The 25,389-nt window shown below is 72.0% G+C and carries 22 protein-coding genes; 13 read left to right on the plus strand and 9 right to left on the minus strand.

Features of this window, described 5'->3' with window-relative positions; translation table 11 throughout:
• Window positions 1-25: 25 nt before the first annotated feature.
• The 3 genes from OU416_RS25505 to OU416_RS25515 are packed head-to-tail and all read right to left on the minus strand — an operon-like array spanning window position 26 to window position 2,905.
• Window positions 26-340: a nucleotide pyrophosphohydrolase gene (locus OU416_RS25505; protein ID WP_270929545.1), complete on the minus strand. Its 315-nt coding sequence runs from the start codon at window positions 338-340 to the stop codon at window positions 26-28.
• Between the two features lie 19 nt (window positions 341-359).
• On the minus strand, window positions 360-1,496 hold the full coding sequence (locus tag OU416_RS25510; protein WP_270929546.1) for an L-talarate/galactarate dehydratase: 1,137 nt from the start codon (window positions 1,494-1,496) through the stop codon (window positions 360-362).
• A gap of 35 nt (window positions 1,497-1,531) precedes the next feature.
• Window positions 1,532-2,905 (minus strand): MFS transporter, encoded by a 1,374-nt coding sequence (locus OU416_RS25515; protein ID WP_270929547.1) that lies wholly within the window; start codon window positions 2,903-2,905, stop codon window positions 1,532-1,534.
• Between the two features lie 364 nt (window positions 2,906-3,269).
• On the opposite strand from OU416_RS25515, the gene OU416_RS25520 reads away from it, so the two are divergent.
• The 3 genes from OU416_RS25520 to OU416_RS25530 are packed head-to-tail and all read left to right on the plus strand — an operon-like array spanning window position 3,270 to window position 6,266.
• Complete coding sequence (locus OU416_RS25520; protein WP_270929548.1) at window positions 3,270-4,271, plus strand: tripartite tricarboxylate transporter substrate binding protein; 1,002 nt, start codon at window positions 3,270-3,272, stop codon at window positions 4,269-4,271.
• Window positions 4,268-4,729, plus strand: a complete 462-nt coding sequence (locus OU416_RS25525; protein ID WP_270929549.1) for a tripartite tricarboxylate transporter TctB family protein — start codon at window positions 4,268-4,270, stop codon at window positions 4,727-4,729. The genes OU416_RS25520 and OU416_RS25525 overlap by 4 nt, the downstream gene beginning before the upstream one ends.
• A 52-nt stretch (window positions 4,730-4,781) precedes the next feature.
• Window positions 4,782-6,266 (plus strand): tripartite tricarboxylate transporter permease, encoded by a 1,485-nt coding sequence (locus OU416_RS25530; RefSeq protein WP_270929550.1) that lies wholly within the window; start codon window positions 4,782-4,784, stop codon window positions 6,264-6,266.
• Between the two features lie 11 nt (window positions 6,267-6,277).
• Here OU416_RS25530 and OU416_RS25535 read toward each other — a convergent pair whose 3' ends face one another.
• Entirely contained in the window at window positions 6,278-7,153 is an 876-nt protein-coding gene (locus OU416_RS25535) for a LysR substrate-binding domain-containing protein (protein WP_270929551.1), read from the minus strand.
• A 172-nt stretch (window positions 7,154-7,325) separates the two neighbouring features.
• On the opposite strand from OU416_RS25535, the gene kdgD reads away from it, so the two are divergent.
• From kdgD to gudD, 3 genes are read left to right on the plus strand one after another with little or no spacing between them, the layout of a single operon-like run.
• Window positions 7,326-8,246, plus strand: a complete 921-nt coding sequence (gene kdgD / locus OU416_RS25540) for a 5-dehydro-4-deoxyglucarate dehydratase (protein WP_270929552.1) — start codon at window positions 7,326-7,328, stop codon at window positions 8,244-8,246.
• Between the two features lie 5 nt (window positions 8,247-8,251).
• On the plus strand, window positions 8,252-9,814 hold the full coding sequence (locus tag OU416_RS25545; RefSeq protein WP_333779656.1) for an aldehyde dehydrogenase (NADP(+)): 1,563 nt from the start codon (window positions 8,252-8,254) through the stop codon (window positions 9,812-9,814).
• Window positions 9,811-11,145, plus strand: a complete 1,335-nt coding sequence (gudD, locus tag OU416_RS25550) for a glucarate dehydratase (protein WP_270929553.1) — start codon at window positions 9,811-9,813, stop codon at window positions 11,143-11,145. The genes OU416_RS25545 and gudD overlap by 4 nt, the downstream gene beginning before the upstream one ends.
• 69 nt (window positions 11,146-11,214) lie before the next feature.
• Here gudD and lexA read toward each other — a convergent pair whose 3' ends face one another.
• Complete coding sequence (gene lexA / locus OU416_RS25555) at window positions 11,215-11,868, minus strand: transcriptional repressor LexA (protein WP_270929554.1); 654 nt, start codon at window positions 11,866-11,868, stop codon at window positions 11,215-11,217.
• 244 nt (window positions 11,869-12,112) lie between these two features.
• On the opposite strand from lexA, the gene OU416_RS25560 reads away from it, so the two are divergent.
• The 5 genes from OU416_RS25560 (at window position 12,113) to OU416_RS25580 (ending at window position 18,316) form a co-directional block, all read left to right on the plus strand.
• Window positions 12,113-13,240: a magnesium and cobalt transport protein CorA gene (locus OU416_RS25560; RefSeq protein WP_270929555.1), complete on the plus strand. Its 1,128-nt coding sequence runs from the start codon at window positions 12,113-12,115 to the stop codon at window positions 13,238-13,240.
• A gap of 698 nt (window positions 13,241-13,938) precedes the next feature.
• Entirely contained in the window at window positions 13,939-16,293 is a 2,355-nt protein-coding gene (locus OU416_RS25565) for a xanthine dehydrogenase family protein molybdopterin-binding subunit (protein WP_270929556.1), read from the plus strand.
• Complete coding sequence (locus OU416_RS25570; RefSeq protein WP_270929557.1) at window positions 16,290-17,135, plus strand: FAD binding domain-containing protein; 846 nt, start codon at window positions 16,290-16,292, stop codon at window positions 17,133-17,135. Before OU416_RS25565 ends, OU416_RS25570 begins: the two co-directional genes overlap by 4 nt.
• Window positions 17,128-17,607: a (2Fe-2S)-binding protein gene (locus tag OU416_RS25575; RefSeq protein ID WP_270929558.1), complete on the plus strand. Its 480-nt coding sequence runs from the start codon at window positions 17,128-17,130 to the stop codon at window positions 17,605-17,607. The genes OU416_RS25570 and OU416_RS25575 overlap by 8 nt, the downstream gene beginning before the upstream one ends.
• A gap of 130 nt (window positions 17,608-17,737) precedes the next feature.
• Window positions 17,738-18,316 (plus strand): TIGR03086 family metal-binding protein, encoded by a 579-nt coding sequence (locus tag OU416_RS25580; protein WP_270929559.1) that lies wholly within the window; start codon window positions 17,738-17,740, stop codon window positions 18,314-18,316.
• Between the two features lie 87 nt (window positions 18,317-18,403).
• Here OU416_RS25580 and OU416_RS25585 read toward each other — a convergent pair whose 3' ends face one another.
• Both OU416_RS25585 and OU416_RS25590 read right to left on the minus strand, forming a co-directional pair.
• Complete coding sequence (locus OU416_RS25585) at window positions 18,404-19,561, minus strand: NAD(P)/FAD-dependent oxidoreductase (protein ID WP_270929560.1); 1,158 nt, start codon at window positions 19,559-19,561, stop codon at window positions 18,404-18,406.
• A 73-nt stretch (window positions 19,562-19,634) separates the two neighbouring features.
• Window positions 19,635-20,279: a TetR/AcrR family transcriptional regulator gene (locus OU416_RS25590; RefSeq protein ID WP_270929561.1), complete on the minus strand. Its 645-nt coding sequence runs from the start codon at window positions 20,277-20,279 to the stop codon at window positions 19,635-19,637.
• Window positions 20,280-20,556: 277 nt separating this feature from the next.
• On the opposite strand from OU416_RS25590, the gene OU416_RS25595 reads away from it, so the two are divergent.
• Window positions 20,557-22,008, plus strand: coding sequence for an MFS transporter (locus OU416_RS25595; protein WP_270929562.1), 1,452 nt, complete (start codon window positions 20,557-20,559; stop codon window positions 22,006-22,008).
• Window positions 21,986-23,188 (plus strand): cytochrome P450, encoded by a 1,203-nt coding sequence (locus OU416_RS25600; protein WP_270929563.1) that lies wholly within the window; start codon window positions 21,986-21,988, stop codon window positions 23,186-23,188. Before OU416_RS25595 ends, OU416_RS25600 begins: the two co-directional genes overlap by 23 nt.
• A gap of 114 nt (window positions 23,189-23,302) precedes the next feature.
• On the opposite strand, the gene OU416_RS25605 is transcribed toward OU416_RS25600, so the two are convergent.
• On the minus strand, window positions 23,303-24,322 hold the full coding sequence (locus tag OU416_RS25605) for an SDR family NAD(P)-dependent oxidoreductase (RefSeq protein ID WP_270929564.1): 1,020 nt from the start codon (window positions 24,320-24,322) through the stop codon (window positions 23,303-23,305).
• A 217-nt stretch (window positions 24,323-24,539) separates the two neighbouring features.
• Window positions 24,540-25,097 (minus strand): TetR/AcrR family transcriptional regulator, encoded by a 558-nt coding sequence (locus OU416_RS25610; protein WP_270929565.1) that lies wholly within the window; start codon window positions 25,095-25,097, stop codon window positions 24,540-24,542.
• Window positions 25,098-25,389 lie beyond the last annotated feature (292 nt).

Raw genomic sequence — 25,389 nt, forward strand, 5'->3', positions numbered from 1 at the left:
ACAGCGTCCGCCCGCTGCTGCGCACTCACGACCCGGTCGGGGGAAACCGCGTCTCGTTGCGGTCGATCTTGGCGTTGGCGGCGTCGACGAGGTCGATGCCCGCGACGTCGGCCAGCCTGATCAGGTAGATCAGGACGTCGGCCGCCTCGTCGGCCAACCGCTCCTTGAGCGGTCCCGCCACCGGTCCCGGGGCGCCGTCGAGCCACTGCAGCTCGGCGGCCAGCTCGCCGGCCTCGCCGCTGAGCGCCATCGCGAGGTTCTTGGGCGTGTGGTACTGCTCCCAGTCCCGCGCCGCCGCGAAATCGCGCAACCTGTCCCGGATCCCGTCCACGCTGTCCATGCCGGACACCGTAGCCGTGTCAGGCGCGCTCTTCGTGCCGGGCGACCGTCCAGGCCCGGGCCTGGTCGCTGATCGTCACCCCGAGCCCCGGGCGCGGTGACAGGTGCATCCGGCCGTCCTCGATCCGGAGGTGCTCGTCGAACAGCGGGTCGAGCCATTCGAAGTGCTCCACCCACGATTCGCGGGCGTAGGCCGCCGCGAGGTGGATGTGGATCTCCATCGCGAAGTGCGGGGCCAGCTGGAGGTTCCGGTCGTCGGCCAGGGACATCACCTTCAGGAGCTGGGTGATGCCGCCGACCCGCGGGGCGTCGGGCTGGACGATGTCGGCTCCGCCCGCGCGGATCAGCTCGCGGTGCTCGGCCGCGCTGGTGAGCATCTCCCCCGTCGCGATCGGGGTGTCGAAGGTCGACGCGAGCACGGCGTGGCCCTCGAAGTCGTAGGCGTCCAGGGGTTCTTCGACCCACACCAGGTTCAGCGGCTCCAGGGCTCGGCACATGCGGCGCGCGGTGGGGCGGTCCCACTGCTGGTTGGCGTCGACCATCAGCGCCACGCCGTCGCCGACCGCCTCCCGGACCGCGGCCACCCGGGCCAGGTCGACGGCGTTGTCCGGGTGGCCGACCTTGATCTTGATGCCGCCGATGCCACCGGCCACCGACTCCGCCGCGCGCTCCACGACCTCCTCGATCGGTGAGTGCAGGAAACCGCCGGAGGTGTTGTAGCAGCGCACCGAATCGCGGTGCGCGCCCAGGAGTTTCGCCAGCGGCAGTCCGGCCCGCTTGGCCTTGAGGTCCCACAGCGCGACGTCGAAGGCGGCGATCGCCTGCACCGACAACCCGCTGCGGCCCACGGAGGCTCCGGCCCAGACGAGCTTGTCCCAGATCTTGGCGATGTCGCTGGGATCTTCGCCGATCAGCACCGGGGCGATCTCCCGCGCGTGCGCGTACTGCCCGGGGCCGCCCGCGCGCTTGGAGTAGCTGAACCCGATGCCTTCCAGACCGCTGGCCGTGGTGATCTCGGCGAACAGCATCGCCACCTCGGTCATCGGCTTCTGCCGCCCGGTCAGCACCTTGGCGTCGCTGATCGCCGCGGGCAGCGGCAGCGTCACCGAGGAGATCTCCACGCGGGTGATCCGGTCCAGCGTTGCCGATTCGGTCATGAGCTCCCTCTCCCGTTCACCGTCCGATGTGGACTTCATCGCGGTTCGTCGAACCGGATGCGCTTGATCGTGCCCATCACGGCCAGCCCGACCAGCGCCAGCGCCCCGTGCGCGGCGACGAACCACAGCGCCACGTCGAAGGAACCGGTGGCCTGCACGGTGTAGCCGATGACGATCGGCGTCACGATGCCCGCGATGTTGCCGAACGCGTTCATCGTCGAGCTGACGAAGCTGGTGGCCTGCGGCGGCGCGAGATCGGTGGTGATCGCCCAGCCCAGCGAGCCGATTCCCTTGCCGAAGAAGGCCAGCGTCATGATCGCCACGATCAGCGCGCTGCTGTCGGTGATGCTGCAGAGCGCGATGCTGGTGGCCAGCGTCATGCCGATGACCGACGGCAGCTTGCGGGCGAAGGTGAGCGAATGACCGCGGCGCAGCAGGGCGTCGGAGGCGAAACCACCCGCCAGGCCGCCCGCGAACCCGCACAGCGCGGGCAGCGCCGCGACGAAACCCACCTCCAGCAGGGACAATCCGCGGCCCTCGACCAGGTAGACCGGGAACCACGTGATGAAGAAGTAGGTCAGCGCGTTCACCGAGTACTGGGAGAGGTAGAGGCCCCAGAGCGGACGGGTGGCGAAGATCTGGGCGATGGTGCGCCGGTCGAGCCGGGTGCGCCTGCGGTCCTCGGCGGTCTTCGGGGCGTCCAGGTCGACCAGCCCGCCACCGGAGCTGATCGTCTCGAACTCCTCCGGGGTGACCCGCGGGTGGTTGCGCGGCGAGTCCATCCAGCGCAGCCAGACCACGGCCAGCGCCAGGCCGAGCACGCCCAGCAGGACGAACACCCACCGCCAGCCGAACTCGTGGGTGATCCAGCCCATCAGCGGCGCGAACAGGGCGGTGGCGAAGTACTGGGCGGAGTTGAACACCGCGGTCGCCCGGCCGCGCTCGGCCGTCGGGAACCAGGCCGTGGCCACCCGCGCGTTCGCCGGGAACGCGGGCGATTCGAAGACGCCCAGCAGGAGGCGGAGCGCGAAGATGATCGCCACCGACACCAGCACCGGTGTGGTGATCAGCCCGACCAGGCTGATCGCGGCGGTGACCGCCGTCCACAGCGCGAGGCTCAGGGCGTAGACGCGGCGGGCGCCGAAGCGGTCGAGCAGGATTCCGCCGGGCAGCTGGCCCACCACGTAGGCCCAGCTGAACGCGGAGAAGATGTAGCCGAGCTGCACGCTGTCGAAGCCGAGGTCGGCCTGCAGGCTGGTGCCGGTGATCGACAGGCTGCTGCGGTCGGCGTAGTTGAGCGCCGTGATGATGAAGATCAGCGACAGGACCAGGTAGCGGGTCGGGATGCGTCGGCGGCTGGTCGGTGCACCTGCCCGCCCGACGGTGGAAGCTGTTGCGGTGTCAGACATCGGTGTCCTCCCGGTCGCTGCGGAGCACTCCGCAGTGACCAGGACACTAAGTCGGCGCACCGATTCCGGTCCAACACCGAATGAACATCGATCAATACCCAGCCCGCATCGAAGCCCCGGCCAACGCAGGCGGGGCGTCAATTTCGTGCGAAATTGACGTTCACCCGGGTGACGGTCAATTTCGTACGAAATTGACCAGGGCCCGGGTGACGGGCGGGTTCGGGTGGCGATGCGCGGGCGGTATCACTCGATACCGAATCGACCTTGGACACGCATCGGACGCGAACTTAGGCTGCCGAGCGTTCGACACCGTGACTGCGCTCACAGCGCGGCGGTGGGCCGCCTCGAACCGAAGGAGCCCCGCGTGACGTCGAAATCCCCTGCCCGCCGAAGAGTTCTGCCGCCCGTGCTCGCCGCCGCGCTGTCCCTGCCGCTCGCCGCGTGCGGGGGCAACCTGTCCAGCGGCGGCGCGGAGTTCCCCAGCGGCCCGGTGACGATGCTGGTCGGCCAGGCCCCCGGCGGGAGCACCGACCTCATCGGCCGCGCCCTGGCCGACGGCGCCGCCGACGACCTCGGGGTCGCGATGCCGGTGGTCAACACGCCCGGTGCCAACGGGGCGCTGGCCGCGAACGAACTCGCCGGCGAGCAGCCGGACGGCCAGCACGTCCTGGTGCTCAACGCGTCGCTGACCTCGATCACGCCGCTGGCGGTCGCGCCGGAGGAAGCCGTCGACATCAACGATTTCGAGGTCATCACCGGGATTTCCCAGGACGACTACGTGCTCGTCGCCAACGCCGCCTCCGGCCTGCGCTCGGTGCCGGACCTGGCCAGGGCGGGCCGCGACCTCAAGTTCGCCACGACGGGCGTGGGCACCGGCAGCCAGCTGTCCCAGGAACTGCTGTTCAAGCAGGCCGGGATCGCGGGCACCGCGGTTCCCTTCGACGGCGGTTCGCCCGCGATGACCGCGGTCCTCGGCAACCAGGTCGACGTCGCCGCCGTCCAGCTCGGCGAGGCGATCGCCCAGATCGAGGCCGGTTCGCTGACCCCGATCGCCACCTTCGCCGCGCAGCGCAGCCGGTACCTGCCGGAGACCCCGACGGCGGTGGAGCAGGGCTACGACGTGAAGGTGTCGCAGTTCCGCGCCATCGTCGCGCCGAAGGGCACCCCGCCGGAGCGGGTGGAGCGGCTGCGCAAGGCGTTCCAGGCCACCTTCGCCGCCGAGCGCTACCGGAAGTTCAACGAGGACAACCTGCTCACGCCGCACGAGGTCGACGGCGCGCAGGTGGCGCAGGAGTGGAGCAGCTCGCTGGAGAGCTACCGCGCCATGACCCAGCAGTACGGGATCGACCTCGGCGGGCCGAAGTGAGCGGAGCCGAGCCGGAGCGTCCGGCCGGGTTCGCCGCGAACGTGGTCGTCGCGCTCGTCGTGGTCGCCGTCGGGATCTGCGGCGCGGTCGGCTCCTGGTCGCTGGGGCTGGGCAGCGCCGCGGAGCCGGCGGCCGGGACCTGGCCGTTCCTGGTCAGCGTCGTGATCGCGGTGCTCGGCGTCGTGCTCGGCCTGCTGGCGCGGCGGACGAGCGACGCGGAGCGGATGTCCTCGGCGAACTGGGCGGTCCTGGCCGGGATCGCCAGCATGGCGGGCTTCGCCGCCGCGATCACCGCGATCGGGTTCGAGATCCCGGCCGCGCTGCTGGCGTTCGGGTGGCTGCGGTTCCTCGGCCGCGAGTCGTGGCGGGTGTCGGTGCTCGGCGGGCTCGGCGTGGTGGTCGCGTTCTACGCGGTGTTCGTCGGCCTGCTGAAAGTCCCCGTCCCGCACCTGTTCTAGCGCCCGAGGCCACCGGTCGCCGTGCGCACCAACACTGTCGTGAGGAGCGGCGATGGATCTGGCCCCGGTGATCGAGGGGTTCGGCGTCGTGCTCGAACCCGCCAACCTGCTGCACTGCCTGCTCGGCGTGGTGATCGGGATGCTGGTCGGGGTGCTGCCCGGGCTCGGCCCGGCCGCCACGATCGCGATCCTGCTGCCGCTGACCTTCGACGTCGAACCGGTCACGGCGATCATCATGCTCGCGGGCATCTTCTACGGCGCGCAGTACGGCGGCACCATCACCTCGGTGCTGCTGCGGCTGCCCGGCGAGGCGTCGTCGGTGGTGACGGTCTTCGACGGCCACGCGCTGGCCCGCCAGGGCCGGGCCGGGACCGCGCTGGGCATCGCGGCGATCGGGTCGTTCGTCGGCGGCACCGCATCGATCGTGGCGCTGTCGGTGCTCGCGCCGCTGATCGCCGGGTTCGCGCTGGACTTCGGCCCGCCCGAGTACACCGCGCTCGCCCTGCTCGGCATCCTGCTGGTCGCCACCGTCAGCAACGGCGGCCGGGTGAAGGCGGTCGTCGCCGCGTGCGCGGGCCTGCTGCTGGCCACGGTCGGCAGGGACGCCTTCACCGGCTCCGAGCGGTTCACCTTCGACCTGCTGCCGCTCTCGGACGGGCTCGACTTCGTGCCGATCGCGATGGGCCTGTTCGGGCTGGGCGAGATCCTGCACAACCTCGAACAGCGGCAGCGGGGCGCGCCGGCCGCCGCGCGGGTCGCCAACGCCTGGCCGTCGCGCGGAGATCTCCGGCGGTCGGCCGGGGCGATCGGCCGCGGTTCGGTGCTCGGGTTCGTGCTCGGCGTGCTGCCCGGCGGCGGCGCGACGCTGTCCTCGCTCGCGGCCTACGCGGTGGAGAAGCGCCGGTCGAAGAACCCGGAGCGGTTCGGCCAGGGCGCTGTCGAGGGCGTGGCCGCGCCGGAGACGGCGAACAACGCCGCGGCGACGTCGTCGTTCATCCCGCTGCTCACGCTCGGCATCCCGGCCAACGCCACCATGGCGATGATCTTCGGCGCGCTGCTGGTCCAGGGCGTGACGCCGGGCCCGCAGCTGGTCGACGAGGACCCGGACCTGTTCTGGGGCGTAGTGAACTCCATGTACCTCGGCAACGTCCTGCTGCTGATCATGAGCATCCCGCTGGTCGGGCTGTTCGTGAAGATCCTGCGGGTGCGCCCGGCGGTGCTCGCGCCCATCACGGTGCTGATCACGCTGCTGGGCGTCTACACCGTCCGCAACAGCGCCTTCGACATCGCGCTGGTGATCGTGTTCGGCGCGCTCGGCTACCTGATGAAGAAGTACGGCTTCGAACCAGGGCCGCTGGTGCTGGCGTTCGTCCTCGGCTCGCTGCTGGAGACCTCGCTGCGGCGCTCGCTGCTGCTGTTCGAGGGCGACCCGACCGGCTTCCTCACCAGGCCGATCTCCGGCACCCTGCTGATCCTGCTCGCCGTGGTCGCGCTGTTCCCGCTGGCGCAGCGGCTCGTCCGCGCGAGGAGCCGCTGAGTGCCGACGGGTCAGAGCAGGTCGAGCAGCGCGTGCAGGGCCGGGTTGTCGTTCGCGCGGCGCCAGAGCAGGTGCAGTTCCACCGGATCCGGTTCGGGCAGCCGCAGCGGGCGGAAGCGCACGCCCTCGAAGTGCAGCCGGGCCGCGGTGGCGGGCACCAGCGCGCTGCCGAGCCCGACCTGCACCAGCGCCAGGGCGGTGTGGATCTGGCTGACGTGCTGCACGTACGTCGGCTGCACCCCGGCCCGGCCGAAGGCCGTGACGAGCAGTTCGTGGAAGTACCGCGCTTCGGTCGGCGAGTACATCACCACGTCGGCGCCGTGGAACTCGCTCAGCTCCAGCGGTTCGGAACCCGCCGCGAGCGGGTGCCCGTCCGGCAGCGCGGCCAGCAGCGGCTCCGAGCGGAACAGCCGCGACGCCAGCTCGGGTCGGGCGGCAGGCGGTCGGGCGAGCCCGAGGTCCAGGGAACCGCCGGACAGCCGTTCGGCCTGGTCGCGGGTCACCAGCTCGTGCAGCACCACGTCCACGTGCGGCAGGTGCTCGCGAACGGTGGCCAGCAGGCCGCCGAGCACGCCGTAGGCCGAGGTCGCGGTGAAGCCGATGCGGATGATGCCCGCCTGGCCCAGGGTCACGCGCCGCACCGAGAGCGCGGCGTTCTCCGCCTCGTGCAGCAGGCGGCGCGCGTCCTGCAGGAACGCGCGGCCCGCCGGGGTCAGCCGCACGGTGCGGCTGGTGCGGTCGAACAGCTGGACCTTGAGCTCCTTCTCCAGCTGCTGGATCTGCCGCGTCAGCGGGGGCTGGGTCATGCGCAGCCGCTGCGCGGCCCGGCCGAAGTGCTGCTCCTCGGCCACCGCGACGAAACCGGTGAGTTGGTTGAGCGTGAACATCGATGCTGTCCCGGTATCAGTAGATGCATTGTTTGAGTTGGACCGGCATTGATGCCTCACCTTACTGTCGATCGCAAGCCCATCCGAAGAAGTCGCTCACGCACCGCCCAGCCGCCGGGCCGCGCGGAGGAGCAACGACGTCGCCAGGAATCGCCCACGGAGGAGATCTTTGATGTCCGCGTACTCGCCCACCGGCATGGCCCGGCAGCTCGCCAGCGGATTGCTGTCCTTCCCGGTGACCCACTTCCGGCCCGACCTCGGCTTCGACGAGGCCGCCTACCGCGAGAACATCGGCTGGCTGAGCGGTTTCGGCGCGGCCGGGCTGTTCGCGGCGGGCGGCACCGGCGAGTTCTTCTCGCTGACCCCGGCCGAGGTCGAGCAGGTGGTGACCGCCGCCGTGCGGGAGGCTCCGGCGGGTCTGCCGGTGATCGCCCCCGCCGGGTACGGCACCGCGACGGCGGTGGAGATGGCCCGCGCCGCCGAGCGCGCCGGAGCCGCCGGGCTGCTGCTCCTGCCGCCCTACCTCACCGAAGCCGACCAGGCCGGGCTCGCCGCGCACGTCCGGACCGTCTGCGCCGCCACCGAGCTCGGGGTGATCCTCTACAGCCGCGCCAACGCGGTCTTCGAGGACACCACCGTCGCGGAGCTGGCCGAGGACTGCGCGAACCTGGTCGGTTTCAAAGACGGCGTGGGCAACGTGGAGAAGATGACCCGCCTGTACTCCCGGCTCGGCGACCGGCTCACCTACGTCGGCGGACTGCCCACCGCGGAGACCTTCGCGCTGCCGCTGCTGGAGCTGGGCGTGAGCACCTACTCGTCGGCGATGTTCAACTTCGTGCCGGAGTTCGCGCTGCGCTTCTACCGCGCGGTCACCGACCGGGACCGCACCGCGGTGTACCGGTACCTGAACGAGTTCGTGCTGCCCTACTGCGACATCCGCAACCGGCGCGCCGGGTACGCGGTGAGCATCGTGAAGGCGGGCATGCGGGTCATCGGGCGCCCCGCCGGACCGGTGCGGTCGCCGCTGGTCGATCTGGACGACGCCGAACTCGCCGCGCTGGCCGACCTCGTCGAGCGCGTTCCCGGGGAGTGATGATCGTGCGACCCACTGGACAGATGCTGATCGCCGGGGCCGAGGTGTTCGGAACCGGTGAGAAGATCCGGGCCGTCGACCCGAGCACCGGTACCGAGCTGGAGCCCGCCTTCGGGCACGGCGGTGCCGACGAGGTCGACCGCGCCTGCACCGCAGCCCGCGAAGCGTTCGCGGGCTACCGCGCGCTGCCCGACGCCGAGCGCGCGGAATTCCTGGAGCGGATCGCGGAACGGATCGAATCGCTCGGCGACGCGCTGGTCGAACGCGCGCACCGCGAAACCGGTCTCCCCGTCGCCCGGCTGACCGGGGAACGCGCTCGCACCACCGGCCAGCTGCGGCTGTTCGCCGAGGTCGTGCGCGGGGGCAGCTGGGTCCGCGCGCGCGTCGATCCGGCACAGCCCGACCGGAAGCCCTTGCCGCGGAGCGACATCCGGCAGCGGCAAATCCCGCTCGGCCCGGTCGCGGTGTTCGGCGCGAGCAACTTCCCGCTGGCCTTCTCCGTCGCGGGCGGCGACACCGCTGCCGCGCTCGCCGCCGGCTGCCCGGTCGTGGTCAAGGCGCACGACGCCCACCCGGGCACCTCGGAGCTGGTGGCGCGGGCGGTGACCGGCGCGGTGGCCGACCTCGGCCTGCCGCCCGGCACCTTCTCGCTGCTGTTCGGCTCCGGTCCGGAGCTGGGCATCCGCCTGGTCGCCGATCCGCGCATCCAGGCCGTCGGCTTCACCGGATCGCGCTCCGGCGGGCTGGCGATCGCGGCCGCCGCCCAAGCGCGCCCGCAGCCGATCCCGGTGTACGCCGAGATGAGCAGCACCAACCCGGTGTTCCCGCTGCCCGGCGCGCTGGCGGAACGGGCCGCGGAGATCGCCGACGGGTTCGTCGCCTCGCTCACGCTGGGGTCCGGGCAGTTCTGCACCAACCCGGGGCTGGTCATCGCGGTCGACGGGCCGGGTCTGCGGACGTTCCTGGAGTCGGCGGCCGCGGCTGTCACCGGCAGCGCGCCGTCGACGATGCTCACCCCGGGCATCGCCCGCGCCTACGCCGACGGCGTGGCCGGGCTCTCGGCCCACCCCGCCGTGGAAGTGCTGGCCAGAGGTGCCGCGAGCGACCTGCCGAACACCTGCCGACCGGCCCTGCTGGCCACCGATGCCGACAGCTTCGCCTCGGACACCGCGCTGCAGCAGGAGGTTTTCGGCGCGTGCTCGCTGGTGGTCCGCTGCCGCGACGCCGAGCAGGTCCGGGCGGTGGCCGAGGGGCTGGAGGGCCAGTTGACCGCCACGGTGCACGCCGCCGACGCCGACCACGCCGAAGCCGCGGGGCTGCTGCCCGTGCTGGAGCTGAAGGCCGGGCGGATCCTGTTCAACGGCTGGCCGACCGGGGTCGAGGTCGGGCACGCGATGGTCCACGGTGGACCGTTCCCGGCCACCTCGGATTCCCGCACGAGCTCGGTCGGCACGCTGGCGATCGAACGGTTCCTGCGCCCCGTGGCCTACCAGGACGTCCCCGCGGCCCTGCTGCCGAGCGCGATCGCGGGCGAGGGCACCCCCAATCCTGCGCGGAGGAACGCATGACGCAGAAGCAGCCCGTGGTCACCGCGATGCGGGTGGTCCCGGTCGCCGGGCACGACAGCATGCTGCTCAACCTCAGCGGGGCGCACGCCCCGCACTTCACCCGCAACCTGGTGATCCTCACCGACTCCGAAGGCCGCACCGGGGTCGGCGAGGTGCCCGGTGGCGAACCGATCCGCAGCACCCTCGACGACGCGGCCGACCTGGTCGTCGGACGGCCGGTCGCCCGCGTGCGCTCGGTCCTCAACGAGGTGCGCGCCCGGTTCGCCGACCGCGACTCCGGCGGTCGCGGTGCGCAGACCTTCGACCTGCGCGTCACCGTGCACGCCGTCACCGCCGTCGAGTCGGCGATGCTCGACCTGCTCGGCCAGCACCTGGAGGTGCCGGTGGCCGAGCTGCTCGGCGACGGGCAGCAGCGCGACCAGGTGCCGGTGCTGGGCTACCTGTTCTTCGTCGGTGACCGGCGCAAGACCGATCTCCCCTACCAGGCCCCGGCGGACGAGCCCGACGACTGGTCGCGCCTGCGCCACGAGGAAGCCCTGACACCGCAGGCCGTCGTGCGCATGGCGGAGGCAGCGCAGCAGCGGTACGGGTTCCGCGACTTCAAGCTCAAGGGCGGTGTCCTGCCCGGTCCGGTCGAAGCCGAGGTCGTCACCGCGCTGGCGCGGCGGTTTCCCGAAGCGCGGATCACCCTGGATCCCAACGGCGCGTGGTCGCTGGCCGAGGCCATCGAGATCGGCCGCTCCCTGCGCGGCGTCCTGGCCTACGCCGAAGACCCGTGCGGCGCCGAAGGCGGGTACTCGGGTCGCGAGACGATGGCGGAGTTCCGCCGCGCGACGGGATTGCCCACGGCCACCAACATGATCGCCACCGACTGGCGGCAGCTGCACCACGCGATCCGCGCCGGGGCGGTGGACATCCCGCTGGCCGATCCGCACTTCTGGACGATGAGCGGCTCGGTGCGGGTGGCGCAGCTCTGCCACGAGTGGGGCCTGACCTGGGGTTCGCACTCCAACAACCACTTCGACGTGTCGCTGGCGATGTTCACCCACGTCGCCGCGGCGGCGCCCGGCGAGATCACCGCGATCGACACGCACTGGATCTGGCAGGACGGCCAGCGCATCACCCGGAACCCGCTGCGCATCGCCGAAGGCCGCATCGAGGTTCCCACCAGCCCCGGCCTGGGCGTCGACCTGGACGTGGACCGCGTGGCCGAAGCCCACGAGCTCTACCTGCAGCAGGGCCTCGGGTCCCGCGACGACGCGGCGGCGATGCAGTACCTGCTCCCGGGCTGGGCCTTCGACCCCAAGCGCCCGGCGCTCGACCGGGCTTAGCCGCACAGGTTCCGTGAGCGTTTCGGGGCGCCAGAGCGCCCCAAAGCGCTCACGGCTCCGGCGCGCAACTCAAACGCTGCGGAGCACCGAGACCACGATCCCCAGGATGACGGCGTTGTCGCCGTCGATGACCTCGTAGGCCGGGTTGCGGGGTTCGAGGTGGACGTGGCCGTTGCGGCGGCGGTAGACCTTCACCGTCGCCTCGTCGTCGATCATCGCCGCCACGATCTGGCCGGAGTGCGCCTCCTGCTGCTGGCGGACCACCACGATGTCGCCGTCGCAGATCGCCGCGTCGACCATCGAGTCACCGCGCACCCGCAGGCCGAACACGGTGCCCCGGCCGGTCAGCTCGCGGGGCAGGCTCATCACGTCGTCGAGGTGCTCGTCGGCGGTGATCGGGGCGCCCGCCGCGATGTCGCCGACCACGGGCACCGGCACCGAGGACTCGTCGCGCGCCGCCGCGGGCTGGAGGAACGCGCGGACGTCGATCGGGCGGGAGACCGTGGCGCTGCGGCGCAGGAATCCCTTGTCCTCCAACGCGTTCAGGTGCTTCGACACCGAGGACGACGAGCGCAGGCCGACGGCTTCGCCGATCTGGCGGGTGCTCGGCGAGTACCCGTGCCGGTTCACCCAGTCCTGGATCGTGGCCAGGATCTGCTGCTGGCGCTGCGGCAGGGCCGAGGCGTCCAAGTGCTCGAAGGCGTCGAAGTCGTAGGCGGCCACCCCCGAATGGTAGAGGTCGGCACCGCCACCCGGAGCACTGGCCCGGTTCCGGCCGTGATCTCCGACCACCGCCCTCGACACCCTTGCAGCGGTGGCACGCTCCCTGGTGGACAGTGCGGACCTGGCGCGCGGCAGCCCCCGGGCACCGCGCCGGGAGAGCGGCCCCGGCCCACCGCTGGGTAGGCTCACCGGGCGTGGACAGCGAGGTCTCCGGCCGATCTGCCCCGACACCCAGGAGGTTCTCGTGCCCGAATGGCGTCCCCGGTCGCTGCGCAGGTCCCGGCACACCGCGCCTCCAGCGCCCGAGCACTCGATGGACCCGCGTTCCGACGACGAGCGCCCGCTGGCCGACCGGCCGCTGATCGACACCGCGATCTACCGCGACGGCGTGCGCGTCGCGACCCCGGCGAGCCTCGCCGAGACCTACCGCCACCTGCGCCGCGAGCCCGGCACGATGGCCTGGATCGGGCTGTACCGGCCGGCCGAGGAAGAGCTGCTGGCCGCCGCCGACGAGTTCGACCTGCACAAGCTCGCCGTCGAGGACGCGATCGTCGCGCACCAGCGGCCGAAGATCGAGCGCTACGGCGACACGCTGTTCGTGGTGCTGCGCGCCGCGACCTACGTCGACGAGGCCGAGGAGGTCAGCTTCGGCGAGCTGCACCTGTTCGTCGGCCCGAACTTCGTGCTCACCGTCCGGCACGGCCAGTCCCCCGACATGTCGGCGGTCCGGCGGCGCATGGAGGAGGACCCCGACCTGCTGCGCCGCGGCCCCGAAGCGGTGCTCTACGCGGTGCTGGACAACGTGGTGGACGGCTACGCCCCGGTGATCGCCGGGCTGCAGAACGACATCGACGAGATCGAGACCGAGGTCTTCGAAGCCGAACCGCACGTGTCGCGGCGCATCTACGAGCTGACCCGCGAGGTCATCGAGTTCCAGCGGGCGACGCAGCCGCTGCTGAGCATCCTCCGCAACCTGGAGGCGGGCTTCGACAAGTACGGCATCGACGAGGAGCTGCAGCGCTACCTGCGCGACGTGGCCGACCACGCCACCACCGTCGGCGAGCGCGTGGACGGCTTCCGCCAGCTGCTGGACAAGATCCTCACCGTCAACGCCACCATGGTCACCCAGGCGCAGAACGACGAGATGCAGAAGATGACCGAGGCCAGCCTCGCCCAGAACGAGGAGGTCAAGAAGATCTCGGCGTGGGCGGCGATCCTGTTCGCCCCGACCCTGATCGGCACGGTCTACGGCATGAACTTCGACCTGATGCCGGAACTGCACTGGGACCTCGGCTACCCGTTCGCGGTGATCCTGATGGCGGCGGTCTGCCTGACCCTCTACACGATCTTCAAACGCCGCAACTGGCTCTGACACCACCGATCGGTCAGCGGTGAACCTCCGCGATTCGGGTTCTTGTGTCGAATCTGTGGGCGGTCGGGGCGGTGCCGGGGTATCGGTGGTGATAGCGGGGTGGGGTTGGTGGGGTGACGGGGCCGGCGGGGTGCGAGGTTGCGCGGGGTGCACTGCGGTAGGTGGTTGCGTCGTGCGCGGGGCGATTTTGCCTGAAACTGGCCACGTTCTCCACGCAAGATGCGGCCGGGAGGAACGCCAGTTTCAGGCAAAATCGCCAGAGGTCACCACCACCCGAACAGTGGCGACACCAGCCCCGGCCCGAGCCGGCGCCACCCTAGGAGCCGGGTACCCGATCGTGCGGCCGAACCCGCGGTGGTGACACAGGCAGTTTTGCCGGAAATTGCCTCCGGCCCCACCGCAGGTTCCGTCGAGAACGCGGGCAATTTCCGGCAAAACTGCCCCACACCCAACGCGACCACCCACCGCTTCGAACCCAACCCAGCCCCGCGCCGCACGGTACCGCCGATGGCAAGGTCTCCCCGCTATCACCGCCGAATCCTTCGGTGGTGATAGCGGCCGACCCCCCAACCCAGAAGCACCCCGCCCCTTCCGGAGGATTGCGCGCGGCACCGGGTTGCCGCAGGCTTCCGGGGGATCGCCTCTGCTGCACGGCAGCAGGCGGGATGCGGTGACCGGGAGGCCGGATGGTGCGACCGATGCAGAGCACTCGCCCCACGCTGCTCGGCGCCCGGATACCGCGGATCGAGGACGACCGCCTGCTGGCCGGGCGCGCTCGCTTCGTCGCCGACGTGGCCTTGCCGGGCGTGGTCGAGGCCGCGTTCGTGCGCAGCGAGCTGCCGCACGCTGAGGTCCGCGGGGTCGACGTCTCCGCGGCGCTGGAGGCGGGCGCGCACGCCGCGTACGGCGGCCCGGACCTGCCCGTCGGGCCGGTGCCGGACCTCGTCGAGTGGGTGCGGCCGGTCCAGCACTTCCCGCTGGCGCGCGACCGGGTCCGCTACGTCGGATGCCCGCTGGCGGTGGTGGTCGCCGACGACCGGTACCTGGCCGAGGACGCCGCCGAGCTCGTCGAGGTCGACCTCCGGCCGCTGCCCGTCGTCGACACCGCCGAAGCGGCGCTGGCCACCGGCGCGCCGCTGCTCTACCCGGAGTGGGGCGACAACCGGCTGCTGTCGATCGCGCCGGAGAACCCGGCCGTCGACGCCGCGTTCGACCGCTTCCGCACGATCAGCGGCACCTACACGACGCACCGCTGCGCGGCCGCTCCGCTGGAACCGCGCGGCGTCGTGGCCGAGTACCGCGACGACCGGCTGACGGTGTGGACCTCCACCCAGGCCGCCCACCTGGTGCGCACGATGCTGGCCGACGTGCTCGGGCTGGCCGAGCGCGACGTCCGGGTGATCACGCCGGACGTCGGCGGCGGCTTCGGCCAGAAGAACACGATCTCCCCCGAGGAGTACGTGGTGCCGTGGCTGGCGATGCGGTTGCGCCGCCCGGTCCGCTGGATCGAGGACCGCCACGAGCACCTGATCGCCGCCTCCCACGCCCGGGACATGAGCATCGAGCTGTCCGCGGCGGTCCGCGACGACGGCACCATCGCGGCGCTGCGCGGGCGGGTCCGCGCCGACCTGGGCTCCGCGGAGACGTTCCCGGGCGGCTACGGCCCGGCCCTGGTGGCCGTCGGCTCGCTGTGCGGGCCGTACCGGATCCCGCACCAGTGCGTGGCGGTCGAAGGCGTGGTCACCAACAAGACCCCGACCAACGGGTACCGCGGCTACGGCATGCCGGAGGGCACCTTCGCGATCGAGCGGCTCGTGGACAAGATCGGCCGCGAGCTGGGCATCGATCCGCTCGAGCTGCGCCGCCGGATGATCCTCGACCCGGACGACCTGCCCTACGAGACCGCCGCGGGCGCGCGGCTGGATTCGGGCAGTCACCGCGCGGCTTTCGAGCGCGCGGTCGAGCTGGGTGAGCAGATGCTCGCCGAGGAGCGCGACCGCGCCGAACCGGGCGCGCACCTGGGCGTCGGCTACGCCACCTACGTCGAAGGGGTGGCCGCCAGCGGCTTCAGCGTCACCGGCATCCGCAGCGCTCAAGACTCGGCGGACCTGCGCTTCGACCCCGACGGCGGGGTCACCGTCGCGGTGGGCATCTCGGCGATGGGCCAGGGCGCCCACACCGCGGTGGCGACGCTGGTCGCCGAAGCGCTGGCCATCCCGATCGACCAGGTGCGGGTGGTGATGGGCGATACCGACACCGCGCCGTTCGGCCTGGGCAGCTTCGCCAGCCGCAGCGTGCTCGTGGCAGGCGGAGCCGTCGCGGAGGCCGCCGAGGTGTTGCGGCGCAAGGGGATCCAGATCGCCGCGCACCTGCTGGAGGCCGCGCCGGAGGACCTGGAGCTGGCCGACGGCGGGTTCCAGGTGCGCGGCAGCCCGGGCAGCGCGGTGCCGTGGGCGCGGATCGCGCGGGTGGCGCTGACCCGCACGTTCGAGCTGCCACCGGGAACCGCGCCGGGGCTCGACGCGCGAGCCAGCTACGAACCGCCGGGCATCGAGCACGCGCCGCGCCCGGACGGGAAGATGAACGCCTCGGCCAACTACACCAACTCCACGCACGCCGCGGTCGTCGAGGTCGATCCCGGCACCGGCGTGGTGCGGGTGCGGCGGTACGCGGCGGTGCACGACTGCGGACGTGTGATCAACCCGCTGACCGTGGCCGGGCAGATCCACGGCGGTGTCGCGCAGGGCATCGGCGGCGCGCTCCACGAGCAGCTGCCCTACGAGGACGGCCAGCCGCTGGCCACCACCTTCGCCGACTACGTGCTGCCCACCGCGTGCGAGATCCCGGACATCACCACCGAGGAGCTCTGCAGCCCGGCGCCGGAGATCCCGTTCGGCGTCAAGGGAGCCGGTGAAGCGGGCATCATCGGCCCGCCGGCCGCGATCGCGCGGGCCGTGGAGCACGCGCTGGAGCCGCTGGGCGTGACCGACGTGGACGTCACTCCGCTGACGCCGCCGGTGGTGCGCGGGCTGATCGAGGAGGCCCGGTCGTGAAGCCACCGCCGTTCGACTACGCCCGCCCGGACAGCATCGCCGAAGCGGTGCGGCTGCTCGCCGCCGACGAGGACGCGAAGGCCCTCGCCGGTGGCCAGAGCCTGCTGCCGATGATGAACTTCCGGCTCGCCCGGCCCAGCGTCCTGGTCGACATCGGCCGCCTGCCGGAGCTGTCCGGGCTGCGCCGCGAGGACGACGTGCTGGTCATCGGCGCGGGCGTGCGACAGCGAACCGCCGAGACCGCGCAGCTGGTCCGCGACGCCTGTCCCCTGCTCGGCCGGGCGCTGCGCCACGTCGGGCACCACCAGATCCGCTCCCGAGGCACCATCGGCGGTTCCCTGGCCCACGCCGACCCGGCGGCGGAGCTGTGCGCGGCGGCCCTGGCGCTGGACGCCGAGGTGGTGGTGACCGGCAGCGGCGGCCGCCGCACCATCCCGGCGGCCGAGCTGTTCGTGGCGCCCTACCAGACTTCGCTGTCGGAGGAGGAGATCCTCACCGAAGTGCGCCTGCCGATCGACGACGCGCGCAGCGGATTCGCCGAGATCAGCGCGCGTTCGGGCGATTTCGCCCTCGCGGGCGCGGCCGCGGTGCTGCGCTTCGAGGACGGCGAAGTCGTCGATGCGCGGCTGGTCGGCCTGGGCATCGGCGGCACGGTCCAGCGCCTCCCCGATGCCGAAGCGGTGCTGACCGGGACCGCGCTGGACGACAGGACGATCGACTCCGCCGCTGAAGCGACCGCCTCCGTCACGCCGCCCGACGACCTCCACGCCGATCCCGCGACCAGGCGCGCAGCACTGCGCGCGGCCGTGCAGCGAGCTCTGAAGCAGGTGTCGAATGCCTGAGAACCCTTCCGCGAACCGGGAGATCACGCTGACCGTGAACGGCCGCGAGGTCCGGCGGACGGTCCCGGTGCGCCGCCTGCTGGTCGACTTCCTGCGCGACGACCTCGGTCGCACCGGCACCCACGCGGGCTGCGAGCACGGCGTCTGCGGTGCCTGCACGGTGCTGATCGACGGCGACCCGGCCCGCTCCTGCATCACGCTGGCCGTGCAGGCCGACGGCACCGAGGTCACCACCGTCGAAGGCCTCACCCCGGAAGACGGCCTCAGCCCGGTGCAGCAGGCCTTCAAGGACTGCCACGGCCTCCAGTGCGGCTTCTGCACACCGGGCTTCATCACCACGCTCGCGGCGGCGAACCCCGAAGACCACCCGGACGACACCGCGATCCGGGAACTCCTGGCCGGAAACCTCTGCCGCTGCACGGGCTACCACCACATCGTCGAAGCCGTGAACAAGGCCTGGGGCCGCACCTGACCGATCAGGTGAGGGGTGAAGGGCACCTTTCACCAACGTACTTGGCGAAAGGTGCCCTTCACCCCTCAGCCGACCGGGTCGGGTGGGCGGCCGATCGGGGATGTCGGGGTGCACGCGTAGCTTCCCGGTAATGACGACGCAACCGGATCCACGTCCGCTCTTCAGCCGGTCGCTGGACCAGATCGGGCGGCAGGTCGCGGCAGTGCGCCCCGACGAGCTGGGCAATCGCACTCCCTGCACCGACTACGACGTCCGCGCGCTGCTCGGGCACGTGGTCTCCGTGCTGCGCAGGCTCGCCCTCGCCGGGGCCGGAACCGACTTCAGCGAGGTCCCCGGAGTGGTCGTCGGCATCGACGACGACGGCTGGTCCGACGCGTTCGCCCGGGCCCGCGACGAGGTGGAGCGCGTCTGGGGCGACGACGAAGTCCTGGACCGCGCGGTCGACCTGAAGTGGGCCACGATGCCCGGCCGGACCGTCCTCGACGCCTACACCCACGAGTTCACGATCCACTCCTGGGACCTCGCCCACGCCACCGGCCGCCTCGCCGACCTCGACCCGGACCTCGCCACCCGCGCCCTCGAAGTGCTCCCCACCTTCGCCCCACCGGAAACCCGCAGCGCCGAGGGCACTTTCGCCCCAGTGGTCCAGGTGCCCGAAGACGCCGACACCTACACCCGACTCGCCGCCTACACCGGCCGCCACCCATAGTCCGCCGCCTCGATCAGGCGAGAGGCGAAGGGCACCTTTCGCCAACATACTCGGCGAAAGGTGCCCTTCACTCCTCAGCTGATCGGGTTAGAGGAGGGCCTGGCGGTGGAGGCGGGCTTGTTTGGCCATGTTCCAGCCGACGATGGCGGTCGGGTGGCCGTTGTGGTCGTACTTGGCTACGAAGCGGCCCTCCTCGGGAGAGCCGTCGATGATGGTTGGTTGCGCGTCGGGTGGGATCTGGCCGTGGACGTGGATCTTGGCGTCGTACTGGTCGGTCCAGAAGTACGGGGTCGGTGTGTAGGGCTGGTTCTCGCCGAGGACGTTGGCCGCCACTGCTGCGGCTTGTTCCGTTGCGTTCGTGCGGTTCTCCAGGCGCACCAGGGCGTTCAGCCGGTCGTGCCACCAGCGCGCGACGTCGCCGACCGCGAACACGCCCGGGGCCGCGCGGCAGTGCGAGTCGCAGACCACGCCGTTGTCGAGCTCCAGTCCGCTCCCGGCCAGCCAGGCCGTCTGCGGGACCGCTCCGATCGCGACCACGACCACGTCGGCGGGCAGCACCTCGCCGCCGCTGAGGTGCACTCCCGTGACCCGGCCGCCTTCGGAGGTGAAGCCGTCCACACCGGTTCCCAGGCGGAGCTCGACGCCGCGCTCCTCGTGCAGCCCGGCGAGGCGCTGCGCGACCGACGGGCCGAGCTGGGCGTGCATCGGCATCGGCTGCGGGCCGGTCATCGTCACGGCCAGCCCCATGGTGCGGGCCGTCGCGGCGATCTCGGCACCCAGCACGCCCTCGCCGACGACGACCAGCCGGGACGCCGCGAGCAGGCTTTCCCGCAGCGCCAGGGAATCTTCCAGGGTGCGCAGGACGTGGACGCCGTCCAGGCCGTCCTGCCCCGGCAGGACCCGGGGCTTCGCGCCGGTGGCGATGACGACGGCGTCCGCGGTCAGGGCGCGACCGGAGGCCGTCCGCACCGTGCGCGTCGCCGGTTCCAGGCCGACCGCGGCGTCGGCGAGGACGAACTCCGCGCCCAGCGCCGTCAGCGCCTGCTCCTGGCGCAGGTTGGTCCGGTCGGGCTGCCACTCGCCGGAGAGCACCTTCTTCGACAGCGGCGGCCGGTCGTAGGGCAGGTGCCGCTCGGCTCCGAGCACGGTCACCGCACCGTCGTAGCCCTTCCGCCGCAGCGCCTCCACTGTGGACAGACCAGCGGCGCACGCGCCGACCACCAGGACCTCTCGCAGGTCGTTCACGACACCTCGCTCAACTCGGCAGCTCCGGCGCGCTCTCGGGGCCGGATGACACCACAATGCCAGCCGCGGCGCCTCAGCGGCCGGACACGGGCGCCATCCACAGGCCGACGACGCCGTCGATCAGGCCGCTGGCCGCGTCCTCCCACGAAGCCCGCGGCGTCGGCTCGCCATCGGCCAGCGCGCGCTCCCGCTCGGCGATCATGTGCACCATCAGCTGGCGCACCATGTCCCGCCGCTCCAGCCGCACCTCCAGCGGCAGATCGGGCAGGCAGCTGTTGAGGCCGTCGGTCGCGCGCAGCACCGCGGCCGAGCTCAGCGACTCCGCCACCATGATCTCGCGGTAGGCCGGATCGGTCATGACCTGCGCGCCGAAGCGGCCGAACCAGGTCGGGGAGCCGAGCTCGGCGAGGTAGCGGGTGGACGGGCAGACCAGGCAGGCCACCCATTCGCGCACGTCCGAGGAATCGCCCACCGCGGCGACCATCTCGCCGCGCAGCCGCTCGATCTGCAGGCTGTGCTTGCGCACGATCGCGCGGATCAGGTCGGTCTTGGACCCGAAGTGGTAGCCGACCGCGGTGTTGTTGCCCTGCCCGGCCGCCTCGCTGACCTGGCGGTTGGACACCGCGGCCACGCCGTGCTCGGCGAAGAGCCGCTCCGCGGCCGCGAGGATCAGCTCGCGCGTCGCCGCGGACCGCGCCGACCCCGTCGTTCGCACCATCACGTTCACCACCGCATCCGCAACCTCGCGGCCCGCCGACGACGAGCCCCTCCCGCCGGCGCGGCACCGATCCCGGCGCGCAGCGCGGCACCCACCAGTGTGACCTGCGGTTCGCCCGCCTCGGGCGACCACCCCGGGCGGGCGGGGTGATCGCTGCTATCGTCAATCAAGCAGCTGACTTAAAAAGGCTGAGCGACGAGCGCGCCCGACCGGCCCGCAGCATGCTCCGTGGAAACCGCCGGACCCGGTCGCGCAGACGATGGGAGCCCTTCCACCCATGACCCGTGCCTCCAGCACGCCGCCAGTCGCGGCCCCGCCCCCGCAGGCGCGGTCGCGCACCGTCGTCCCGGTGCTGGCGCTGTGCGGCATCGTCGTCTCGCTGACACAGACGCTGATCATCCCGCTGGTCCCCCAGCTCCCCGACCTGCTGAGCGCCAGCGCGGCCGACGCGGCGTGGGCGATCACCGCCACGCTGCTGGCCGCGGCCATCGCCACGCCCACCGTCGGCCGCCTCGGCGACATGTACGGCAAGCGGCGGATGCTGCTGTTCAGCCTCGGGATGCTGGTGCTGGGCTCGGTCGTCTGCGCGCTGTCGACCGGGCTCGGCCCGATGGTGGTCGGCCGGGTGCTGCAGGGCTTGTCCGCGGGCGTCATCCCGCTGGGCATCAGCATCATGCGCGACGAGCTGCCGCCGGAGCAGCTCGGCGGCGCGACCGCGCTGATGAGCGGTTCCCTCGGCGTCGGCGGGGCGCTGGGGCTGCCCGCGGCCGCGCTCATCGCCGAGAACCTCGACTGGCACGCGCTGTTCTGGGTGGCTGCCGCTCTCGGCGCCCTCGGGGCCGTGCTCGTGACCGCACTGGTGCCCGAATCGCGCGTGCGCACCGGCGGGAGGTTCGACCTGCCGGGCGCGGTGGGGCTGTCGATCGCGCTGCTGTGCCTGCTGCTGGTGATCTCCAAGGGCGCCGACTGGGGCTGGACCGGCGGCTGGACCCTCGGACTGCTCGGCACCGGGCTGGTGGTGCTGGCGGTGTGGGGCTGGTGGGAGCTGCGCGCGCCGCAACCGCTGGTCGACCTGCGCACCACCGCGCGACGCCAGGTGCTGCTCACCAACATCGCCTCCGTGGTGTTCGGGTTCGCGATGTTCGCGACCTCGCTGGTCGTCCCGCAGCTGCTGCAACTGCCGGAGGCCACCGGTTACGGGCTCGGGCAGTCGATCCTGGCGGCCGGGCTGGTGATGGCGCCGAACGGGCTGATCATGATGGCGATGGCGCCGGTGTCGGCCCGGATCTCGCGGACCAGGGGCCCGAAGGTCACGCTGATGACCGGCGCCTTCGTCGTCGCCGCCGGGTACTGCCTGTGCCTGGTGATGATGTCGGGCATCTGGCAGCTCGTGATCGCCTCCAGCGTCATCGGCGCCGGCATCGGGCTCGCCTACGGCGCGCTGCCCGCGCTCGTCATGGCCGCCGTGCCGGTGTCCGAGACGGCTGCGGCCAACAGCCTCAACACGCTGATGCGCTCCATCGGCACCTCGCTGTCCAGCTCGGTCGCGGGCGTCGTGCTCGCGCACCTGACGACCGACCTGGGCGGCGTGGCGGTCCCGTCCCTCGGCGGGTTCCGCCTGGTGCTGGTCATCGGCGCGGTCGCCGCGCTGTTCGCCCTGGTGATCGCCGCATTCCTGCCCGGTAGTCGTCCGCAGAGGAGCCCGCATGGACCAGTCCCCCGCCGCTGAGCGAAACGGCGGCCTCCGCACCGGGTTCGGCCCGGCGCCCGACGTGGCGGCGCTGCGCGAACAGCCCGGGATCGTCCAGGTGCCGACGCCGTTCGGGCCGTCGGCCTGGCTGCTGACCCGGCACGCCGACGTGCGCCGGATGCTCGGCGACGCGGACGCCTTCCGCAACGGCTGGGGGCCCGAGGACCTCGCCGGACCGGCGCTGGATCCGCGCCAGCTCTCCGGCGACCGCAGCGGGAACCTGCTCTCGCTCGACCCGCCGGACCACACCAGGCTGCGCCGGATGCTCACCCCGGAGTTCACCGTGCGGCGCATGCGCCGCCTCGAACCGCGCATCGTCGAGATCGTCGACGAGCACCTGGCGGCGATGGCGCGCGGCGGCTCACCGGCCGACCTGGTCGCCGAATTCGCGCTGCCGGTCCCGTCGCTGGTCATCTGCGAGCTGCTCGGCGTGCCCACCGGCGACCAGGCCGAGTTCCAGGAGCGCACCAGCCGCCAGCTCGACACCACGCTGCCCGAGGCGGACAAGGCCGAGCTCGCCGCGCAATCGCTGGCCTACATGAACGAACTCGTCGCGCGCGCCCGCCGCGATCCCGGCGAGGACCTCATCGGCATGCTGATCCGCGACCACGACGACCGGCTCAGCAACGCCGAGCTGGTCGGCATCGGCAACCTGCTGCTGGTGGCGGGCCACGAGACGACCTCGAACATGCTCGGCCTGGGCACGCTGGCGCTGCTGCGCCACCCGGATCAGCTGGCGGCGGTCCGCGACGACCCGGAGAGCGCGCCCAAGGCCGTGGAGGAGCTGCTGCGCTGGCTCAGCGTGGTCAACGGCGGCTCGCCGCGGATGGCGACCCGCGACGTCGAGTTCGAGGGCAGCACCATCCGCCGCGGCGACCTGGTGATGTTCAACCTCCCCGCGGCGAACCGGGATCCGGAGCTGACCGACGACCCGGACCGCTTCGACATCACCCGCCCGGCCGCCCCGCACCTCGGCTTCGGCCACGGCATCCACCACTGCCTCGGAGCGCCGCTGGCCCGCATGGAGATGCGCATCGCCTTCCCCGCCCTGCTGCGCGAGTTCCCGGACCTGCGCCTGGCCGTCCCGGACTCCGAAGTCGCCTTCGCCACCCACCAGGCCATCTACGGCCTCAAGGAACTCCCCGTCGCGTGGTCTTGAGGTTGCCTAGGTTGTCAGGTCGTGAAGAAGTGATGGTCGCACCAGGTTCCGTGAGCGTTTCGGGGTGTTATAGCGCCCCGAAACGCTCACGGGCCGCCCTGCGGCGGGAGCCCCTCACTGGACGGACCAGGCTCCGTCGGACGGCAGGATCGCGCCGGAGACGTTCACGCCGTCGTCGCTGAGCAGGAAGGTGATGGAGGCCGCGAGGTGCTCGGCGGCGGCGATCGGCGGGATCAGCGCGAGGAAGTCCCGGATGCGGCCGCCGCCGAACTCCGAGGTGCTGCCCGCGCTGGTGATGCCGGTGGCCACTCCGCCGGGCGCGACCGCGTTGACCCGGATGCCCTGCGGCCCGTACATGAAAGCGGTGCTGCGCGTGATGCCGACGACGGCGTGCTTGGAAGCGGTGTAGGCGACTCCCGCGGCGGATCCGCGCAGCGCGGCCTCGGACGCGACGTTGACGATCGAGCCCCGGCCGGCCGCCAGCATCACCGGGACGACCGCGCGGGTCAGCCGGAACAGGCCGTCGACGTTGATCGCGAAGACCCGCTGCCAGACCTCGTCGGACACCTCGTGGATCGGCGAGAAGTCGTCGCTGATGCCCGCCACGTTGGCCAGCCCGTCGATGCGCGGCCCGGCGGCGTCGAGGATCCGCTGCAGGTGGCCCGGGTCGGTCAGGTCGGCGACGACGGTGACCACGTCGGAGTCCGGCAGCTGGGCGGCCAGCTCCGCCAGCCGCTCCGCGGAGATGTCCACCGCCACCACCCGGCCGCCTTCCCGCGCGATCCGGGAAGCGGTGGCCCGGCCGATCCCGGAAGCGGCGCCGGTGACGATCGCGGTCCGCCCGTCGAAGCGCCCCGGCGTGATCCGCTCCCGCCATCCGGCGTCCTCAGCGGACACCTCGGGCATCGTGCCGCCGTTGGCCCGCCGGACGAGCCCGTCGACGACGTCCTGCGGCAGCGCGCCCTTGCTCATGTCGGCGAGCTGCTGGAGCGGCAGCTGCCGCACCGGGGCCAGGACCTGCTCGTCGAAACCGGCCTGCGCCAGCAGTTCCCGCAGCAGCGGCGCCCCTCCGGGATGCGCGAGCCACTTCCCGACCGGGCTTTTCGCGGTCAACGGCTCGGATTCGGCTGCCATGTCATCTCCTCCACGATGCTCCGACTGCACCTCGGCTCTCCGCGAGCCCCGCAGCGGCGGTGTCGTCGGCTCCACGGCACCGTTGCCGCTCCGTTTCCGCTGGCCAGGCCCGTGAGTACTTTGGGGTGCTATAGCCCCGCAAACCACTCACGGGCCACCACCAGCGGAAAGCCGGGCGCGGAGGGCGACTTCACGCGAAACCGACCGCGCCCGGACATCAGCGACGCCCACCGCCTGAAGTCGTGCGGCCGAGGGCGTCGAAGCAGGTGTCGACGATGCGCGGCCGCCACGAGGTCTTGTCGCCGCGGTAGTTGGCGGCCAGGCTCAGGACCGCCAGCGCGCTGAGCGCACCCGTCACCCGGATCAGCCGCTCCTCGTCGGACGGGTCGATCGCGAACAGCTCGGACAGCAGCGCGTCCTGGTCCGCGTTGTGCGCCTCCGGCGTGGTGACCGGGCGGAACAGCAGCGCTACCAGCCCTGGCCGGTCCAGCGCGGTGTCGGTCAGCAGCTCCAGCACGCGCCGGTCCCGCTCGGGGCCCAGCGGCAGCGCCGCGACCCGGTCGAGCACCTGCCTGCTCCGCACCGCCGAGAACTCCAGCGCGGCCTCGTGCAGCGCCTCCTTGCTCGGGTAGTGGTGCAGCAGCCCCGCTTTCGACAGCCCGACGGCGTCCGCCAGCGCCTTCAGGGACGTCTGCTCGAAGCCGTGCTGGGCGAACAGCGCGGCCGCGCGGTCGAGGATCTCCTCGTCCACGTGCCGCCGCAACGCTCGTGCCATGCCCCGAGACTACCCGACCGATCCGGTCGGGTAGCCGAACAGATCGGTCGGCACCAGCTCACTGGTCGAAACTTCAACCAATCCTGCGACCGAGGATCCATACCGGAGACCTTTCTCGCGCACCTCCGGTTCCACGGGAAATTTACCGGTTCTTCACGCACGAATCAGCGCGCGATCACGCCGTTTTCTTGTCACCATCGCCCGAACGCCGACCGCCTTTTTCCCTTTCGTCCGCGAACGACCGGAAATGCCGGGCCCGCAGCTGTTCCGGCGATCCGACGCGGATGGCGAG

The organism is Saccharopolyspora indica (assembly GCF_027853965.1).
GTDB lineage: Bacteria > Actinomycetota > Actinomycetes > Mycobacteriales > Pseudonocardiaceae > Saccharopolyspora > Saccharopolyspora indica.

Bases quoted from the DNA above. Each gene is read 5' to 3' on its own strand.
- gudD (WP_270929553.1), top strand. From the start codon at position 9,811: ATGACGCAGAAGCAGCCCGTGGTCACCGCGATGCGGGTGGTCCCGGTC.
- OU416_RS25535 (WP_270929551.1), bottom strand. From the start codon at position 7,153: ATGTTCACGCTCAACCAACTCACCGGTTTCGTCGCGGTGGCCGAGGAG.
- OU416_RS25505 (WP_270929545.1), bottom strand. From the start codon at position 340: ATGGACAGCGTGGACGGGATCCGGGACAGGTTGCGCGATTTCGCGGCG.
- OU416_RS25600 (WP_270929563.1), top strand. From the start codon at position 21,986: ATGGACCAGTCCCCCGCCGCTGAGCGAAACGGCGGCCTCCGCACCGGG.
- OU416_RS25605 (WP_270929564.1), bottom strand. From the start codon at position 24,322: ATGGCAGCCGAATCCGAGCCGTTGACCGCGAAAAGCCCGGTCGGGAAG.
- OU416_RS25515 (WP_270929547.1), bottom strand. From the start codon at position 2,905: ATGTCTGACACCGCAACAGCTTCCACCGTCGGGCGGGCAGGTGCACCG.
- OU416_RS25580 (WP_270929559.1), top strand. From the start codon at position 17,738: ATGACGACGCAACCGGATCCACGTCCGCTCTTCAGCCGGTCGCTGGAC.
- OU416_RS25590 (WP_270929561.1), bottom strand. From the start codon at position 20,279: ATGGTGCGAACGACGGGGTCGGCGCGGTCCGCGGCGACGCGCGAGCTG.
- kdgD (WP_270929552.1), top strand. From the start codon at position 7,326: ATGTCCGCGTACTCGCCCACCGGCATGGCCCGGCAGCTCGCCAGCGGA.
- OU416_RS25565 (WP_270929556.1), top strand. From the start codon at position 13,939: ATGCAGAGCACTCGCCCCACGCTGCTCGGCGCCCGGATACCGCGGATC.
- OU416_RS25575 (WP_270929558.1), top strand. From the start codon at position 17,128: ATGCCTGAGAACCCTTCCGCGAACCGGGAGATCACGCTGACCGTGAAC.
- OU416_RS25530 (WP_270929550.1), top strand. From the start codon at position 4,782: ATGGATCTGGCCCCGGTGATCGAGGGGTTCGGCGTCGTGCTCGAACCC.
- OU416_RS25595 (WP_270929562.1), top strand. From the start codon at position 20,557: ATGACCCGTGCCTCCAGCACGCCGCCAGTCGCGGCCCCGCCCCCGCAG.
- OU416_RS25610 (WP_270929565.1), bottom strand. From the start codon at position 25,097: ATGGCACGAGCGTTGCGGCGGCACGTGGACGAGGAGATCCTCGACCGC.
- OU416_RS25510 (WP_270929546.1), bottom strand. From the start codon at position 1,496: ATGACCGAATCGGCAACGCTGGACCGGATCACCCGCGTGGAGATCTCC.